Genomic DNA, 15,239 nt, shown 5'->3' on the forward strand with positions numbered 1-15,239 from the left:
TCATCCGCCCGCATTGGCTTGCGCCGCGGTGGCATCCGCTGGTGGATTGCAGGCGGTAAAGCGTTTCAGAATCCCCGACCTAGTATGGCGGACGCGGGGTACGCCGGGCAAGGTGAGGGGTTCGGTCTCGGACATGTCAGGCCTCCTTGGTTCAACGTAAACATCAAACGCCCAAATTATCGCACTCTTTCCAGGTTCGTCACAATGTCCTATCCATGAAACCCTCTATGCATGTTCAATCTTCTGAGTGGAAGGATTCCCAAATGACCGACAAGACCGCGTATGTCGAAACAGCCGAGGCGCAGATCGATCAGTGGAATGCCGAAATCGACAAGATGAAGGCAAAGCTCGCCGAGGCCGAAGCCGATTCGAAGATCGCGTATCAGGAGCAACTTGACGAGGCGCGCAAGCAGCGTGACGAGGCCGAGGTGACGCTGAAGGAAATTCGCGAGGCCAGTGATGACGCATGGGACGACATGAAATCGGGCTTCGACCAGGCCTGGGACAGCCTGTCTGACGCGTTCACCAAGGCTATGTCCCGTTTCAAGTAGCGCTAAGGAAATACCAGCGTTCAGCGATCTCCGAGGCTTGGCGTGGCGCGATGTGAAGACCGGCGTTTCCGACGCGCGGGGCGCATTTGCCACAGTGTGGAGCGTGACAGACCAAGACGCCTCGACCACTTGATCGGCTGACCGCCGCCGCACCCCAGGCCCATCGCATTTCTGTAGGAGTACCATGGATACCGCCCTCTGTATCGTTGTCGCAGCCGCCCTTCTTACGGCAATCATGACCGGCGTTGGCGCGCTGCCCTTCCTGTTCGTCAAGAAGATCGGCGACCGGACGATGGGCTGGTCGAACGCCGCGGCCGCAGGGCTTATGCTGGCCGCAAGCCACAGCCTGATCGACGAAGGCGTTTCCATCGACATCACGCTGACACTGGTGGGCGTGCTTGTGGGGCTCGGCGCGATCGTGGTGGCGGACCGGCTGCTTTCGGGCGCGGGTGACGTGGAGGTGGCCGACCTGCAAGGCGCGGGCGCGGCCAAGGCGCTGCTGATCCTCGGGATCATGACAGCGCATTCCTTTGCCGAAGGCGTGGGGGTCGGCGTGTCCTTCGCCGGGTCCGAGGGACTGGGCGCCTATATCACCACGGCCATCGCCTTCCACAACGTGCCTGAAGGTCTGGCCATCGCGCTGGTGCTGGTGCCGCGCGGATCGCCCGTCTGGAAGGCTGCGCTCTGGGCGGTCTTCACCAGCTTGCCGCAGCCGATCATGGCCGCGCCCGCCTATCTCTTTGTCGAGACCTTCCGACCCTTCCTGCCCGTTGGCCTTGGCCTTGCCGCGGGGGCGATGATCTGGATGGTGTTTTCAGAGCTTTACCCGGACGCATTGGAAAAGGTCCGCCACGGATCGGCCGCGACCGCCGTGACACTGGCTTTCTCGGCCATGATGGCGTTCCAGATGCTCGTGCTGGCCCATTGAGACATTGATGTGACCGAGGCGTTTGCCATCTCTTCCGGCGGCTCCGCTTTCTTGAGCGGCGCATGGGAGGTCTGCGCCGAAACGCCCCCGAAACGCAGACCTGCCGCGTCTGGTGCTCGGTCGGTCAACCCGGCGAAAGTGCCGATGCCTTGATCCGTTGCGCTGGCGACGCGATCTGCGCCGCCAAGGACGCCGACCGCGACCGGATCCTGCGTGCGCGACGGCTCGGCCCCAGGCGGGGAGGTTTGACGGGATCTCGATGCGCCCCGGCACAACACCGTTTCAGTATCCGCAGTAAAAATGATATTTTATTGAGAAATATCGTTTCCTTGCGTCACATTCACCGCATGCCGAGCGCTTCCTTGTACATGTCGAGCACGGCTTCTTCCTCGGCGATGTCGTCGGGTTCGCGTTTGCGCAGCGCGATCACCTTGCGCATCACCTTTGTGTCGTAACCGCGCCCCTTGGCTTCGGCCATGACCTCTTTCTGCTGCTCGGCGAGGTCTTTCTTTTCGGCGTCCAGCCGTTCGATCCGTTCGATGAACTGACGCAGTTCATCTGCGGTGACGCGGTAGTTGGCTTCGATTGCGCTGTCGTCCATCGGGCGTGCTCCTGTTCGCTTCGAGCGCTGTCGTAGCGATGGCCGCTGTCGCCTTCAAGGGCTTGCCAGCGCAGGGGCGATGAATTACCGGCGCATGCACTGGGTCCAAGCTGGAGCGTGTGATGGACATTTTGATCTGGTCGGGAGCGGCCTTGTCCCTGGTGGGATTGTGCGGGTTGGTCTATTGCATCCTGCGGGTCGGCAAGGCGCGGAAATCCGGGCTGAGCGATGCGGCCTTGCGGGCCGAGGTCAAATCCGTGATGCCGATCAATCTTGGATCGCTGTTCGTGTCCGTGCTGGGATTGATGCTGGTGATCGTCGGGATTTTCCTCGCCTGATCGGCTTTGGATCGTCGAAAGACCCGCCCCGCGTGACAGGTGCGGCACGCATGGGTTCCCGGTCGCCTGTGATTTCACCTTTGCCTTGCGCGCGCGCGGCCAATCGGCGCTGCTTTGCAAGACGTGCGGATGCATCAGCCCCGGCTGTGCATCAGCCTGGCGACATCGATCATGCGAGCGGAAAAGCCCCATTCATTGTCATACCAGCCAAAAATGCGGAGCTGGTCGCCGGTGCCCATCGTCTCTTTCGGGGCGATGACAAGCGATTCCGTGCGCCCGCGCAGGTCTACGGACACACAGGGATCCTCGACAAGGCCGATCACCGGGTTCTTGTCCGCCAGATCGCGCAGCGCGTTTTCCGGGTCGTGCAGCGGGGTCTTGAGACGGACCACCAGATCGACCGCCGAGACACTGATCGCGGGGACGCGCACTGCCGCGCCGGTGACCCGTCCGGCCAGATCGGGCAAAACCCGGTCGATCAATTTTGCCGCACTGGTCGTGGTGGGCACAATGCTGACCGCACCGGCCCGGTTCCGGGCCAGGTCGGGGCCGCGCGGCGCGTCAACCATGGGCTGGCTGCCAGTGTAGCAGTGAATGGTGGTCATGTGACCCTGGATCAGGCCAAAGCGCGTGTCCAGATCACGCAGCAGCGGGGCCAGCGCGTTGGTGGTACAGGATGCGTTCGAGACAATACGCGCCGCGCCGATCCGGTCTTCGTTCGCCCCCTTCACGACGGTGACATCGGCAATGTCCGACGGTCCGGAGATCAACAACGCGGTCGCGCCCGCAGTCAGCGCATCCTCGGCGGTTGCGCGGTGCTTGGTGGCACCGGTACAATCGAGCACCAGGTCCACATCGGTCAGCGGCAGGTCCGACATCTTGACCCCGGTCAGAAGCGGAATAGACCGTTGGCCCGCGTGCAGCCGCCCGTTTTCGGCAACCGCTCCGCCGGGAAGAGGGCCGAACACGCTGTCGTATTTGAAGAGATAGGCACAGGTCTCGGGTTGGGCGAGATCGTTGACCGCGACCACCTCGATATCGGAATGCTCCGGGGTGATCAGGATTTGTCGCAGGATCATCCGGCCAATCCGTCCGAACCCATGAATGACGATGCGCATGGCTGTATTCCTTTGACCGCGGAGCGTTGCGTTACGGGTTGCATTTCAACGCCTATTTTTTCAAATTGTAAAAATGATTTTTGTATTGAAACAATGCGACGCGCAGAAGACGCCATGACCCTGGGGACTGGACCGGAGCGCCGGGCGCGGGGCCGGCCGCGTGCCTGGGGGGATACCAGCGCTCAAAACAAGATCAAGTCGCTGGACCGCGCCCTGGTCATCCTGGAGCGGTTGAGCGAATGGGACGGGGCGAGCCTGACTGACCTGTCCGAAGACCTGGGCCAGTCCCCGGCCACCGTCTATCGTGTGCTGTTCACGTTCGAGGCGCGCGGCTTGGTCGATTTCGATGCGGCTGCGCAGACATGGCATATCGGGGCCGGGGCGTTTCACATCGGGTCACGCTTCATGCGCCGCACGTCGCTTCTGGAGCGGGCCCGCCCGTTTTTGCGCAACCTGATGCAAGAAACCGAGGAGACCGCCAATCTGGGTGTGATGCGCGATGGGCGTGTCCTGTTCCTGAGCCAGGTCGAGACGCATCACACCATCCGGGCGTTTTTCCCGCCGGGCACGATGTCGCCCATGCACGCGTCGGGGATCGGCAAGGCCCTTTTGGCACAGATGACCGAGAAAGAGGTGATCGGCATCATTCGCAGGCACAAGCTTGCCGCGTTCACAGCCAACACCCTTGTCACCGCAGAGACGCTGGCCGCCGATCTCGAAGTGACGCGGCAGCGCGGTTATGCTTTTGACGCAGAAGAGAAAAATGACGGGATGCGCTGCATCGCGGCGGCTGTATTCGACATCTATGGAGAGCCGGTCGCCGGGGTGTCCATCTCTGGCCCGTCGGCGCGGCTTCCGGATGCGCGGATCGCCGCTCTGGGCGAGTCCGTCCGGTCCATCGCGGCGCAATTGACCTCTGCGCTAGGTGGCCCAAAGCAGGGCTAGGCGAGGATCGCGCAAAAGCGGGATCGGGTTTTGTGCGCCCCTTATGTGCGGTATCAATCGGTCCAGCCCCATCTAGGCAACGTTGCGCAGATCGATATTCGGGGTCACGCCAAGGGCGTGGCAGACATCCCGTGTCAGCTCCGGGCGGTTGAGCGTGTAAAAATGCAGGCTGTCCACACCGCCATCGATCAGGTCAGAGCAAAGTTCCGCGCAGATCGCGGTGGCCAGCAAATCCTCGCGCCCGTCGCGTTCCGCCTTTTCGAACGCATCGGTGACCCATGCGGGGATATGCGTGCCGCATTTCCTGGCAAAGCGCGCAGCGCCCTTCCAGTTTTCGATCGGCAGGATGCCCGGAACGATGGGGCGGTCGATCCCGGCCTTTTCGCAGGCATCGCGAAAGCGGAAAAAGGTATCGGCCTCGAAGAAGAATTGCGTCAAGGCTTCGGATGCACCCGCATCGAATTTGCGCTTTAGATAGGTCACATCGGCCTGGGTGTCCGCCGCCTCGGGGTGCTTGTCGGGATAGGCCCCGACGCGGATCGTGAAATCGCCGGCGTCGTTCAGAGCCTCGATCAGTTCGACGCTGGAGGCAAAGCCATCGGGATGGGGGTGGAACCCGTCGCTGCCCTTGGGCGGGTCCCCGCGCAGGGCAACGATGTCGGTCACACCGGCGTCTGCGAAATCCCGTGCGATTGCCAGGGTTTCGGCGCGCGTGGCGTCGACACAGGTCAGGTGCGCGGCCACAGCAAGGCCGGAGGATTTGTGCAGGGTCGCCACCGCTTCGCGTGTCAGGTCGCGCGTCGTGCCGCCCGCGCCATAGGTTACCGACACAAAGCGTGGCTGAAGCGGGGCCAGCACCTGAACCGTGTCCCAGAGCCGGAACGACGCCTCCAGAGATTGCGGCGGGAAGAATTCGAATGAAACGGACGGAAGGGGCATTTGCAGGGTCCTTGCTGGCGATAGGAGGCTTGTCGCACATGGTTGGATGTGAGACAAATTCATAAATCTAATCTTCAACATGAGACAAATTGATAATGCATATCGAGTTTCGCCATCTGCGCACCATCAAGGCGATCCATGATTACGGTGGTGTTGCCAAGGCGGCTGACCAGTTGAACATCACGCAATCGGCTTTGAGCCATCAGATCAAGGCATTGGAGGAGCAGGCGGGAGTGGAGCTGTTCGTGCGGCGGTCCAAGCCGATGCGACTGTCGTCTGCGGGGATGCGCCTGTTGCGGCTGGCGCATCACGTGTTGCCGCAGGTCGAGGCGCTGGCGGCAGAGTTCGACGGGCTGCGCGACGGATCGTCGGGGCGGATGCACATCGCGATCGAGTGCCACGCCTGTTTCGAATGGCTGTTCCCGGTGCTGGAAGCGTTTCGCAAGAGCTGGCCGGATGTTGATGTGGATATTCGCCCCGGCCTCGCCTTTGACGCGCTGCCCGCATTGCAAAAGGAAGATGTCGATCTTGTCGTATCCTCTGATCCAGAGGATATTCCGGGGGTCACATTCACGGAACTTTTTGACTACAACGCAGTATTCGTCGCCTCCGTGCAGCACCCCCTGGCCGGGAAACCCTTTGTCGAGGCCGAGGATTTTCGCGGCCAAACGCTGATCACCTACCCGGTGGAGCGATCGCGGCTGGACGTGTTCAGCCAGCTTCTGATCCCGCACAAGGTTGAGCCTGCCTCGGTCCGGCAGGTGGAATTGACAGCGGTGATCCTGCTGCTTGTTGCCTCGAACCGGGGGGTGTCGGTGCTGCCCGACTGGGTGGTGCGCGAGGTGAAATACAACTCGGATTATGTCACGCGACCATTGACCAGGACCGGCATCACGAAGCGGCTCTATGCGGCGACGCGCACGGCGGATACCGACAAGCCCTATGTCGCAGAGTTGATCCGGCTTGCCCGCCAAGAGGCGCAGCGGCTCCAGATGCTCGGCGCTCCGGATGAGCGATATTCGCCGCCCGCCGTGGGGGAGTGAAGCCATAGACCATGATGGTCTTGAACCATTTCGCGGCACGGTTCGGCATGATCCCGCGTGTCCTTCTGGCGTCACGTCTGATCCGGTCGGGATTGCCAATTCCGAATGCCCGCCACGGGGGACACAGGTGATCGCGTTGACCCGAACGCAGGTTTTGGATGTATATCGTGATGTCGCGCCGGGATGCGCGGCTTCAATGAAAGGGAAGGCTGGCATGGTTCTGTATGGTCTGAAAAATTGTGACACCTGCCGCAAGGCATTGAAAGCACTTCCAAACGCGGAGTTTGTTGATGTGTCAGGCGGGCCGGTGCCGGAGCCTGTCATGGACCGCGCGTTGCAGGCGTTTGGCGACACGGTCCTGAACACGCGCTCCACGACATGGCGCGGGTTGACCGCGTCGGAGCGTGCGCAAGAGCCGAAAGACCTGCTGCAAGCCCATCCCAAACTCATGAAGCGTCCGTTGATCGTCGACGGGACCGACCTGTACCTCGGCTGGACCCGGGACACGCAGGCGGCGCTGCTGGGCTAGTCGTGGGTCTGCATCTGGTGCAGGGCGGCATAAGTGCCCGATTGCGCCAGCAGATCGCCATGCGATCCCTGTTCGACAACCCGGCCCCGGTCCATGACCACGATCTTGTGCGCGCTGCGGACGGTGGACAGGCGATGTGCGATCACGAGCGTGGTGCGTCCCTTGGACAGCGCGTCGAGCGCGGCTTGCACCTTGGCCTCGGACTCGGTGTCGAGCGCAGAGGTCGCCTCGTCCAGCAGAAGGATTGGACGATCTCTCAGCAGGGCACGGGCGATGGCCACGCGCTGCCGCTGGCCGCCTGACAGGGCTGACCCACGTGGGCCGACCGGCGTGTTCAAGCCGTCCGAAAGACGTGGCAGGAAATCGGTCACATGCGCCGCATCCAGGGCCCGCTGAAGATCGGCCTCGGCCACGTCCGTTTGGCCCAGAAGAATGTTTTCCAGGACCGTGTCATCGAACAACAGCGCTTCTTGGGACACGACAGAGAAGAGCCCGCGCAGGGCTTCAAGCGCCATGTCGGACACCGGTATGCCGCCAATGGTGACATGTCCATCCGATGGATCAACAAGGCGGGTCAGCACGTTGAAAATCGTTGATTTCCCGGCGCCCGAGGGGCCGACAAGCGCGGTGGTCCTGCCAGCCTCGGCGATGAAGCTGCATTTGCTCAGAACATTTGTGTCGCCGTATCTTAGCGAAACACCTTCAAGTTTTACCTCGGGAAGCTGTTCAGGTGCGGGGTGGGGCCGTGCCGGGCTGCGCAAGGTCGGGTCGGTGTCGAGAATTTGCCGGATGCGTTCGATGCCCGCGGCTGCCACCTGCCAGACGCCAGCGACATTCCCCAGCCGCCTGAGCGGTTCGAACGCGAGACCGATTGCGGTAAAGAAGGCCATGAAATCGCCGACGGTTTTTTCGCCCGACAGGATCTCGTTGCCGCCATAGAAGAGCACGCCCATGAAGCCCAGACCGGCCATGATGTCGATCAGGCCGGGGATCGTGGCTTGTCCCAGGGCGCTGCTGGTTTCCACGGACACGCGTTCCTCGGTCAGGCTGCGGTACCGGTCGGATTGATAGCCTTCGAGAGAATTGAGTTTGACCGGGGTAATGCCGTGAAACGCTTCGTTCAGGCGGACCGACAGTTTCGCCGCGACATCGCGGGCGCGGCGGGCCTTCTTGCGCACGTAGCGTTGCAGGATCATCGACGGGGCAACGAGGAGCGGCGCGCCCAGAAGGGCCACGAGCGTCCAGCGCCAATCGACCGATATGGCGACGGCAAAGAGCGAGACCAGCGCGATCACGTCGCGCCCCGCGCCGGTTATGATGGTGCGCCAGACCTTGGCGATGGACTCCACATCGCCTTCGACCCGTTGCATCAGGTACCCGGGAGAGTGGGTCTGGTGATAGGCGGTGTCCATCACCAGAAGATGCGCCAGCAAATCCTGACGGATATCTGCCACGGAAAGCTGGGAAATCCGGGTGAGCAACACCTTCTGGATGATGCTGGCCAGGGCGCGGGTCACGAAGATGGCGAGAAACAACAGGCCGACCCAGACGATGGCATCGCCGTCCCCGCCGACGAAAACACGATCGAACATCGGCTTCATCATATAGGACAGCGCGCCGAACATGCCGCCTTCGAGCGACATGAACACCATCGCCACCAGCAGCAATCTCCAATGCCGCGCGAGGTAGCCGCGCCAGACCCAGAGCAGGAGACCCCGCGGATTTACCGCGGCATCGGTCATGTGACGAGGGCTGCCGGCAGACTGAGTTGGTCCGCCGGCGTTTTTCCGTCGAACCCTTCCTGGATCGCGGTGGCGTTGTATTCGGTGCGAATCCACGCCTCGAATCCGATTGGCGCCCGCGCGGTGCGGGCCGCATAGACATCGAGGATATAGTCCTGCACGCCTGTCGCGGTGAAATCCAGATGCAGGTATTTCAGCGACAATTGCTTGCGCGCCACCTCGACCGGCTGATCTTCGAAGATCATCAGATACATGGCCGCGACGAAACCGGCGCGGTCGGCGCCGGACTTACAGTGGAACACAAACGGCTTTTGCGCGATCCGCAACGTGTCGATGACGTGTTCGATCCGGTGGCGGCTGGCGGCGTTGCGGGCCCAAAGCTTGGCGTTGAGCAGGGTCAGCCCGAGCGCCTTGCAGGTTTCCTCTTCGAAAAGGTAATGCGCGTGCTTGTCGGCACCGCGCAGGTTGACGACGGTCTTGATGCCCATCTCGCTGTATTTCGCGAACCGCGTATGGGTGGGCTGGTTCGACCGGTACACCCCCGGCGCGATTTCAAAGAAATTGGTCCAGAAGCTGCGCAGGAACGCGTGGTCGAAAAAATGGTAGTGGAACGCCGACCAGCGCCGCGCGCGGGGATCGGTGATGTCCTTGCCGAACGAACGTCGCAGCCTGCGTTCGCTGTCTTCCAGTCTTTTCCAAAGCCGTCCCAGCATCCGGTCCCTTTCGCGTCAGACGCGGATGTAGAGACTGCGGTCGGTGCTGGCAAGCGCCGAGCGTTATTGACGGCGCGGCGCAGCGGGGTAGGTTGCGGCCAAACCTGTTCATTCGGCAGGTGGCTCCCACACCTACAGTCTTGAGGTCCTTCATGTCGCTTGCCAATGGTCGCACATATCTTGCCATTCCCGGTCCCTCCGTCGTGCCCGACGCGGTGCAGCGGGCAATGCACCGCGCGTCTCCGAATATTTATGAAGGCGAATTGCCCGACATGATGCCGGAGCTGACGCGCGATCTGAAGCGGGTGGCGCGCACCGAGGGGGATGTCGCGATCTATATCTGCAATGGCCATGGCGCCTGGGAAGCCGCCTTGGCCAACACGGTCGCGCCGGGAGAAAAGGTGCTGGTGCTGGCCACGGGCTTTTTTGCGCTGGGCTGGAGCCGGGTTGCCGAGGGACGTGGGATCGACGTCGACATCCTTGATTTCGGCAATGGCGGGCAGATTGATCCGGACCGCGTCGCGGAGATGCTGCGCGCGGATGAGGGTCACGCGTACAAGGCGGTGCTGGCGGTGCATGTCGACACGTCAAGTTCCAACCGCAATGCCTTTGCGCCGTTGCGCAAGCTGCTGGATGATGTGGGACATCCGGCGCTTTTGATGGCTGATTGCATCGCCGCGATGGGCTGTGACCGGTTCGAGATGGATGCCGATGGTGTCGATGTGGCGGTGACCGGCTCGCAAAAGGGGTTGATGTGCCCGCCGGGGCTGGGATTCGTGTTTTTCAACGAAAAGGCGGCCGAGGCGCGCCGGCGCATGACACGGGTCAGCACCTATTGGGACTGGACCCAGCGGGCGGAACCCGAGGCGTTTTACCAGTATTTTGGCGGGACGGCGCCGACGCATCACCTGTACGGGCTGCGCACCGCGCTCGACATGCTTCACGACGAAGGCATCGAGGCAGTGTGGACTCGGCACGCCAAGCTGGCCCAGGCCATCTGGGCTGCATGTGAGCATTGGGGGCAGGAGGGCGCGCTGCGCCTCAACGTGGCGGACCGCGCGCGGCGGAGCCATGCGGTGACCGCGCTGTCGGTTGGCAAGCCCGATGGCACGCGCCTGCGCCGCTGGTGCAGCGATACCGCGGGCGTGACGCTGGGGATCGGGCTGGGGATGGCGAATGACGACGATCCGCAGAGCGACGGGTATTTCCGATTCGGCCATATGGGCCATGTCAACGCGCATATGATCCTTGGACTTTTGGGGGTGGTCGAAGCCGGGCTGGGCGCTCTGGATATCCCGCACACGCCGGGCGGCGTGACCGCCGCAGCACAGGTGGTGTCAGGCGTCTGACGGCCACCGGATTTCACGGCTGGCGCGGTATCGTGCCAGCCGGGTGATCGCGTGGTTGAGCGCCCATCCCGCAAGGACCACGGCGGCAAGGCCGAAATTTGCCCAGATCACGCCGAATATCCACAGCAGGTTGACGAAAATCAGGACGAGGTTGGCGGTCGTGTAATCTTCGACCCGCTGGGGGTGGCGCTGTTCCATCTGTGCCTCCGCTGTCGATTGCCCGGCGTCGCGGGGCAGGATAGCGCAGAAGTCGGGATCGTCAGGGGCAAATTGCGCGATTCGTCGGAAATGTTCGTGGCACAGGGTGTCGGCGCCTATTTCCGCGCCGCGTCGAGCGCCTTTGGCAGAGCCTCTTCCAGCACATCGAGATCGCTTGGCCGGCCGGCGCTGATACGGATCGCGCGGTCGCCGGGGGAGACAAACGGCATCCGGGCAAAGACACCTTCATCGATCAGCCCGGCCAACACGGCCTTGGCGAAGGCCGCATCCTCTCCGCAATCGACCGTGACGAAATTTGTCGCCGAGGGCAGCGGCGTGAGCCCGTTGGCCCGCGCGATCATGGCGATCCTGTCGCGTGCGTCTTTGACAAGGTCGATGACTTCGGCCAGCCATGCGTCGTCTTCAAACGCGGCAAGCGCCCCGGCCTGCGAGATTCGCGACATGCCGAAATGGTTGCGCACCTTGTCGAAGCTGCTGATCAGTTCGGGCGCACCGATGCCATAACCGACGCGGGCACCGGCCATGCCGAAGGCCTTGGAAAAGGTTCGGGTGCGGAACACACGCGGGTCGTCTGCGGCGATCCGGGGCGCGGTGCCGTCGGGGGCAAACTCGATATATGCCTCGTCCAGCAAAAGCAGGGTCCCTTCGGGCAATGCATCGAGCGCCTTTTCGATGCGTTCGGCGGTGTGCCAGCTGCCCATCGGATTGTCGGGATTGGACAGGTACACCAGTTTGGCCTGCACCGCGCGCGCCGTGTCGATCAGCGCGTCGATATCTTCGTGATCGTCCTTGAACGGAACTTTGTGCAGTATTCCGCCGTAGCCGGTCACATGGTAGTTGAAGGTCGGGTAGGCCCCGTCGGAGGTCACAACCGGATCGCCGGGCGCAACCATCAGGCGGACAATGTAGCCCAGAAGACCGTCGATTCCCTCGCCGATGATGATATTGTCCGGCCGGATATCCAAACGGGTCGAGATCGCGCGGAGCAGCTCGAAATTCGTGGCATCGGCATATTGCCAGCACTGGCCCGCCGCGTCCTGCATGGCGGCGACCGCGAAGGGGGAGGGGCCAAAGACGCTTTCATTGGCGCCAAGCCGCGCCTTGAACGGCGCTCCGCGTTGGCGTTCCTGCACCTCGGGTCCCACGAAGGGGACTGTGGCGGGAAGGTTGGCGATCAGGTCGGGATATCTTGGTCCAGTCATTTCGCGTCTATGCCAAGCGGGCAAGGATTGGACAAGCAGTGAAGAAATGTCCTGCGAAATTTCTTCACGCCGACGTCGTTCATACGAGACATCTGGAACCGCCGGGGTCTTGCGTCCAACGCCATGGAACTGTTGCAGGGGCTGGCCGTCTGGCCCCCTGGTTCCTGGGCAAACACGCGGCGCACCCCGGACCTCGTCCAGATGGCTTGACCCGCGCGAGCCAAGCGGCCACTTATCACCCCCAGAGCAGCAAGAGACCCTGATGGCCCAGACCCCACCCCCCTTTGCCCCGTTCGAATGGATGATCGCGTGGCGTTACCTGCGGGCGCGCCGTGCCGAGGGCGGGGTGAGCGTGATGACATGGATCAGCTTGATCGGCATCACGCTGGCGGTTTTCGCCCTGATCGCCACGCTTGCCGTGCGGTCCGGTTTCCGCGCGGAATTCGTCGATACGATCCTGGGCTCGAATGCCCATGTGACCGTCTATTACACCGCGCAGACAGATGCGTCGGGGCGCAATTCCCGCAGTATCGCGGACTATGCCGCGCTGGCCGATCGCGTGGCCGATGTGCCCGGGGTGACCCGCGCGGCGCCATTGGTCAAAGGCCAGGTGATGGCAAGTGCCAACAGCCGCAATGCCGGGGTCGAGGTGTTCGGGATCTCGGAGGAGGACCTCGCGACGATCCCGCGCATTGCCGATCCAGACACCGCGCGGGGCGATCTGGCCCGGTTCTCCTACGGGATCGCCATCGGATCGGGTGTCGCGCGCGAGTTGGGAGTCGCACTGGGCGACACCGTCAAGCTGATCTCGCCTGACGGGGTGCGCACCGCTTTTGGCACCAGTCCGCGGGTCAAATCCTACGAGGTGGTCTATGTCTTCACCGCCGGGCGCTATGACATCGACCGAACCCGTGTCTACATGCCGTTTGCCGAGGCGCAGCTCTATTTCAACCGTGAGGGTGTGGCCGACGAGATCGAGGTGATGGTGGCGGACCCGGACAAGATCGGGGACATCACTCCGCCCATCCTTCAGGCCGCAGGAGAGCGTGCGCTGATCTGGACGTGGCAGGACGCCTCGGGCGGGTTCCTGCGCGCGCTCGAGATCGAGGACAACGTGATGTTCATCATCCTGTCGATCCTCGTTCTGATCGCGGCGATGAATATCGTCTCGGGGCTGATCATGTTGGTCAAGAACAAGGGCCGCGATATCGGCATCCTGCGCACGATGGGCCTGACCGAAGGCGCGGTCCTGCGGATTTTCTTTATCTGCGGGGCGTTCACCGGCATCATCGGAACTGTCGCCGGTGTGCTGTTGGGCTGCCTCTTTGCGCTCTATATCGACCCCATCTTTTCCTTCGTGAATTATGTCGCGGGGGGCGGGGTCTGGGATCCGGCGGTGCGGGGGATCTACCAGCTCCCGGCGCAGCTTCGGCTGCCGGATGTCCTGAGCGCGGTTGTGCTGTCGCTTGGACTGAGCTTTATCGTGACGATCTTTCCGGCCCGGCGCGCGGCACGGATGAACCCGGTCGAGGCGCTGCGCTATGAATGATGTGACATTGCGGCTCAGCGGGATCACCAAATCCTACAACACGGGAACCAGCGCTGCAGTGCATGTGTTGCGCGGCGTCGAGATGACGCTTGCGGAGGGCGAGATTGTGGCGCTCGTCGCGCCCTCCGGTGCGGGCAAATCGACATTGCTCCATATCGCGGGGCTGCTGGACACGCCCGACAGCGGCAAGATCGAGATCGCGGGCGAGGACCTGACAGGGGCATCGGATCGCACACGCACCGGCGTGCGGCGTGACAGGGTCGGTTTTGTTTACCAATTTCACCACCTTCTGCCCGAATTCAGCGCGCAAGAAAATATCGCCCTGCCGCAACGCGCCGCCGGTGTGCCAAGGCGGGCTGCCGAAGCGCGCGCGATGGAATTGCTGGAGATCGTCGATATCGCCTCACGCGCCCATCACCGCCCTGCAGCTTTGTCCGGGGGCGAACAGCAGCGGGTGGCGTTTTGCCGGGCGCTGGCGAACCGGCCGTCGATCCTCCTAGCGGATGAACCGACGGGCAACCTTGACCCTTCGACCTCTGAAACAGTTTTCGCGGCCCTGATGAGCCTTGTGCGGGACACCGGCCTGTCGGCGTTGATCGCCACGCACAACATGGCATTGGCGGCGCGGATGGACCGCCAATTGCGCATGGACGAGGGCCAGTTGACGCCTGTGTAAGCCCCGCAGATGACACGGCCTTCACGCGAACGTTTGATGCGGTGAACGGGGCAAGCCTGCTAGGCAACCGGGCAAAGGAGACCGCCATGTACCGTACACTCGTTGCCATCGTTTTGTCCTGCGTCGCGCTGCCAGCCATGGCGGCACCCGTGTCCTTCGACGAAAGTTGGGAAACACAGAGATTCTCGCTCTTTTCCTCGAACACCTACGGGTTCAACGCCACTTCGGTGAGCGTTGCCTCCGATGCGTCTGTGTCGCTCGCCTACAGGGAGTTGCCCGAAAGCTATTGGGATGCGACGCAGGCCAGTTGGTCCTGGGCAGTGCAAGAGGGCGTTCCGGCGACCGATTTGCGCCAAAAGGGCGGCGATGACCGCAATCTGGCGCTCTATTTCGTGTTCCTGCCCGAGGGACAGGCACAGGCGTTGCAAGGGTCGAGCGTGCGCAAGCTTTTGACAAATGACGCAGCGCGCGTGCTGGTTTATGTCTGGGGCGGTGCGCATGACCGGGGCGCTGTCCTCAACAGCCCGTACCTTGGAAACCGCGGCCAGACCATCGTGCTGCGCAGCGCGGGCACGGGGCAGGCGCGCGAAACCGTGAACCTTGAGCGTGATTATGAAAATGCGTTTGGCGGCGGCGGCGCGGCGCTGGTCGGGTTGGCGTTGTCCGGCGACAGTGACGACACCGACAGCCGTATTCGCGCATCGGTCAGCGGCTTGAGCGTGGAGTGACAGCGCGGCTGGGATCAGCCACCCCAGCAGACCGTGGAACATTGCGTTCCCGGCGCCGGGATGCGGCGG

General features: G+C 62.7%; 18 protein-coding genes. 10 read left to right on the forward strand and 8 right to left on the reverse strand.

Features of this window, described 5'->3' with window-relative positions; translation table 11 throughout:
* Positions 1 to 135, reverse strand: coding sequence for a hypothetical protein (locus LCF59_RS01285; RefSeq protein ID WP_292284796.1), 135 nt, complete (start codon positions 133 to 135; stop codon positions 1 to 3).
* A gap of 128 nt (positions 136 to 263) precedes the next feature.
* On the opposite strand from LCF59_RS01285, the gene LCF59_RS01290 reads away from it, so the two are divergent.
* Together LCF59_RS01290 and LCF59_RS01295 are read left to right on the forward strand one after the other, a co-directional pair.
* Positions 264 to 551, forward strand: a complete 288-nt coding sequence (locus LCF59_RS01290; RefSeq protein ID WP_292284797.1) for a hypothetical protein — start codon at positions 264 to 266, stop codon at positions 549 to 551.
* A 184-nt stretch (positions 552 to 735) separates the two neighbouring features.
* The gene (locus LCF59_RS01295) at positions 736 to 1,479 is read left to right on the forward strand and encodes a ZIP family metal transporter (protein WP_292284799.1); all 744 of its coding nucleotides are present in this window, start codon (positions 736 to 738) and stop codon (positions 1,477 to 1,479) included.
* A gap of 340 nt (positions 1,480 to 1,819) precedes the next feature.
* Here the strand turns inward: LCF59_RS01295 and LCF59_RS01300 are convergent, their stop codons facing one another.
* Entirely contained in the window at positions 1,820 to 2,080 is a 261-nt protein-coding gene (locus LCF59_RS01300; protein WP_292284801.1) for a DUF2312 domain-containing protein, read from the reverse strand.
* A 122-nt stretch (positions 2,081 to 2,202) separates the two neighbouring features.
* Here LCF59_RS01300 and LCF59_RS01305 point away from each other — a divergent pair, with 122 nt between their 5' ends.
* Complete coding sequence (locus tag LCF59_RS01305; RefSeq protein ID WP_292284803.1) at positions 2,203 to 2,418, forward strand: hypothetical protein; 216 nt, start codon at positions 2,203 to 2,205, stop codon at positions 2,416 to 2,418.
* Between the two features lie 134 nt (positions 2,419 to 2,552).
* Here LCF59_RS01305 and LCF59_RS01310 read toward each other — a convergent pair whose 3' ends face one another.
* Positions 2,553 to 3,536, reverse strand: a complete 984-nt coding sequence (locus LCF59_RS01310; protein ID WP_292284805.1) for a glyceraldehyde 3-phosphate dehydrogenase NAD-binding domain-containing protein — start codon at positions 3,534 to 3,536, stop codon at positions 2,553 to 2,555.
* Positions 3,537 to 3,650: 114 nt separating this feature from the next.
* On the opposite strand from LCF59_RS01310, the gene bhcR reads away from it, so the two are divergent.
* Positions 3,651 to 4,481: an HTH-type transcriptional regulator BhcR gene (gene bhcR, locus LCF59_RS01315; RefSeq protein ID WP_292284806.1), complete on the forward strand. Its 831-nt coding sequence runs from the start codon at positions 3,651 to 3,653 to the stop codon at positions 4,479 to 4,481.
* Positions 4,482 to 4,553: 72 nt separating this feature from the next.
* Here bhcR and metF read toward each other — a convergent pair whose 3' ends face one another.
* Positions 4,554 to 5,420 (reverse strand): methylenetetrahydrofolate reductase [NAD(P)H], encoded by an 867-nt coding sequence (gene metF, locus LCF59_RS01320; RefSeq protein WP_292284808.1) that lies wholly within the window; start codon positions 5,418 to 5,420, stop codon positions 4,554 to 4,556.
* A gap of 95 nt (positions 5,421 to 5,515) precedes the next feature.
* On the opposite strand from metF, the gene LCF59_RS01325 reads away from it, so the two are divergent.
* A complete protein-coding gene (locus LCF59_RS01325; RefSeq protein WP_292284810.1) occupies positions 5,516 to 6,463 on the forward strand; it encodes a LysR family transcriptional regulator in 948 nt (315 codons plus the stop codon).
* Positions 6,464 to 6,677: 214 nt separating this feature from the next.
* Positions 6,678 to 6,992 (forward strand): arsenate reductase family protein, encoded by a 315-nt coding sequence (locus tag LCF59_RS01330; RefSeq protein ID WP_292284812.1) that lies wholly within the window; start codon positions 6,678 to 6,680, stop codon positions 6,990 to 6,992.
* On the opposite strand, the gene LCF59_RS01335 is transcribed toward LCF59_RS01330, so the two are convergent.
* Entirely contained in the window at positions 6,989 to 8,734 is a 1,746-nt protein-coding gene (locus LCF59_RS01335) for an ABC transporter ATP-binding protein (RefSeq protein WP_292284814.1), read from the reverse strand. The two genes, LCF59_RS01330 and LCF59_RS01335, sit on opposite strands and share 4 nt — an antisense overlap.
* Positions 8,731 to 9,447, reverse strand: a complete 717-nt coding sequence (locus LCF59_RS01340; protein WP_292284815.1) for a tyrosine-protein phosphatase — start codon at positions 9,445 to 9,447, stop codon at positions 8,731 to 8,733. The genes LCF59_RS01335 and LCF59_RS01340 overlap by 4 nt, the downstream gene beginning before the upstream one ends.
* A gap of 152 nt (positions 9,448 to 9,599) precedes the next feature.
* On the opposite strand from LCF59_RS01340, the gene LCF59_RS01345 reads away from it, so the two are divergent.
* On the forward strand, positions 9,600 to 10,796 hold the full coding sequence (locus LCF59_RS01345; protein WP_292284817.1) for an aminotransferase class V-fold PLP-dependent enzyme: 1,197 nt from the start codon (positions 9,600 to 9,602) through the stop codon (positions 10,794 to 10,796).
* On the opposite strand, the gene LCF59_RS01350 is transcribed toward LCF59_RS01345, so the two are convergent.
* Positions 10,785 to 10,994 carry a histidinol phosphate aminotransferase gene (locus LCF59_RS01350; protein WP_292284819.1) on the reverse strand — a complete coding sequence of 70 codons (210 nt, stop codon included), beginning with the start codon at positions 10,992 to 10,994 and terminating at the stop codon, positions 10,785 to 10,787. The two genes, LCF59_RS01345 and LCF59_RS01350, sit on opposite strands and share 12 nt — an antisense overlap.
* Positions 10,995 to 11,110: 116 nt before the next feature.
* A complete protein-coding gene (locus tag LCF59_RS01355) occupies positions 11,111 to 12,217 on the reverse strand; it encodes a pyridoxal phosphate-dependent aminotransferase (RefSeq protein WP_292284821.1) in 1,107 nt (368 codons plus the stop codon).
* 262 nt (positions 12,218 to 12,479) lie between these two features.
* Here LCF59_RS01355 and LCF59_RS01360 point away from each other — a divergent pair, with 262 nt between their 5' ends.
* From LCF59_RS01360 to LCF59_RS01370, 3 genes are all read left to right on the forward strand, one after another.
* Positions 12,480 to 13,766, forward strand: a complete 1,287-nt coding sequence (locus LCF59_RS01360; RefSeq protein ID WP_292284822.1) for a lipoprotein-releasing ABC transporter permease subunit — start codon at positions 12,480 to 12,482, stop codon at positions 13,764 to 13,766.
* The gene (locus LCF59_RS01365; RefSeq protein ID WP_292284824.1) at positions 13,759 to 14,442 is read left to right on the forward strand and encodes an ABC transporter ATP-binding protein; all 684 of its coding nucleotides are present in this window, start codon (positions 13,759 to 13,761) and stop codon (positions 14,440 to 14,442) included. The genes LCF59_RS01360 and LCF59_RS01365 overlap by 8 nt, the downstream gene beginning before the upstream one ends.
* A gap of 86 nt (positions 14,443 to 14,528) precedes the next feature.
* A complete protein-coding gene (locus LCF59_RS01370) occupies positions 14,529 to 15,170 on the forward strand; it encodes a DUF3047 domain-containing protein (protein WP_292284825.1) in 642 nt (213 codons plus the stop codon).
* Positions 15,171 to 15,239: the final 69 nt, after the last annotated feature.

The organism is Marivita sp. (genome assembly GCF_020055675.1).
Lineage (GTDB): Bacteria > Pseudomonadota > Alphaproteobacteria > Rhodobacterales > Rhodobacteraceae > Marivita.

What these genes read in the sequence shown, in the direction of transcription:
- LCF59_RS01285 (WP_292284796.1), bottom strand. Translation starts at nt 135, where the DNA reads ATGTCCGAGACCGAACCCCTCACCTTGCCCGGCGTACCCCGCGTCCGC.
- LCF59_RS01290 (WP_292284797.1), top strand. Translation starts at nt 264, where the DNA reads ATGACCGACAAGACCGCGTATGTCGAAACAGCCGAGGCGCAGATCGAT.
- LCF59_RS01295 (WP_292284799.1), top strand. Translation starts at nt 736, where the DNA reads ATGGATACCGCCCTCTGTATCGTTGTCGCAGCCGCCCTTCTTACGGCA.
- LCF59_RS01300 (WP_292284801.1), bottom strand. Translation starts at nt 2,080, where the DNA reads ATGGACGACAGCGCAATCGAAGCCAACTACCGCGTCACCGCAGATGAA.
- LCF59_RS01305 (WP_292284803.1), top strand. Translation starts at nt 2,203, where the DNA reads ATGGACATTTTGATCTGGTCGGGAGCGGCCTTGTCCCTGGTGGGATTG.
- LCF59_RS01310 (WP_292284805.1), bottom strand. Translation starts at nt 3,536, where the DNA reads ATGCGCATCGTCATTCATGGGTTCGGACGGATTGGCCGGATGATCCTG.
- bhcR (WP_292284806.1), top strand. Translation starts at nt 3,651, where the DNA reads ATGACCCTGGGGACTGGACCGGAGCGCCGGGCGCGGGGCCGGCCGCGT.
- metF (WP_292284808.1), bottom strand. Translation starts at nt 5,420, where the DNA reads ATGCCCCTTCCGTCCGTTTCATTCGAATTCTTCCCGCCGCAATCTCTG.
- LCF59_RS01325 (WP_292284810.1), top strand. Translation starts at nt 5,516, where the DNA reads ATGCATATCGAGTTTCGCCATCTGCGCACCATCAAGGCGATCCATGAT.
- LCF59_RS01330 (WP_292284812.1), top strand. Translation starts at nt 6,678, where the DNA reads ATGGTTCTGTATGGTCTGAAAAATTGTGACACCTGCCGCAAGGCATTG.
- LCF59_RS01335 (WP_292284814.1), bottom strand. Translation starts at nt 8,734, where the DNA reads ATGACCGATGCCGCGGTAAATCCGCGGGGTCTCCTGCTCTGGGTCTGG.
- LCF59_RS01340 (WP_292284815.1), bottom strand. Translation starts at nt 9,447, where the DNA reads ATGCTGGGACGGCTTTGGAAAAGACTGGAAGACAGCGAACGCAGGCTG.
- LCF59_RS01345 (WP_292284817.1), top strand. Translation starts at nt 9,600, where the DNA reads ATGTCGCTTGCCAATGGTCGCACATATCTTGCCATTCCCGGTCCCTCC.
- LCF59_RS01350 (WP_292284819.1), bottom strand. Translation starts at nt 10,994, where the DNA reads ATGGAACAGCGCCACCCCCAGCGGGTCGAAGATTACACGACCGCCAAC.
- LCF59_RS01355 (WP_292284821.1), bottom strand. Translation starts at nt 12,217, where the DNA reads ATGACTGGACCAAGATATCCCGACCTGATCGCCAACCTTCCCGCCACA.
- LCF59_RS01360 (WP_292284822.1), top strand. Translation starts at nt 12,480, where the DNA reads ATGGCCCAGACCCCACCCCCCTTTGCCCCGTTCGAATGGATGATCGCG.
- LCF59_RS01365 (WP_292284824.1), top strand. Translation starts at nt 13,759, where the DNA reads ATGAATGATGTGACATTGCGGCTCAGCGGGATCACCAAATCCTACAAC.
- LCF59_RS01370 (WP_292284825.1), top strand. Translation starts at nt 14,529, where the DNA reads ATGTACCGTACACTCGTTGCCATCGTTTTGTCCTGCGTCGCGCTGCCA.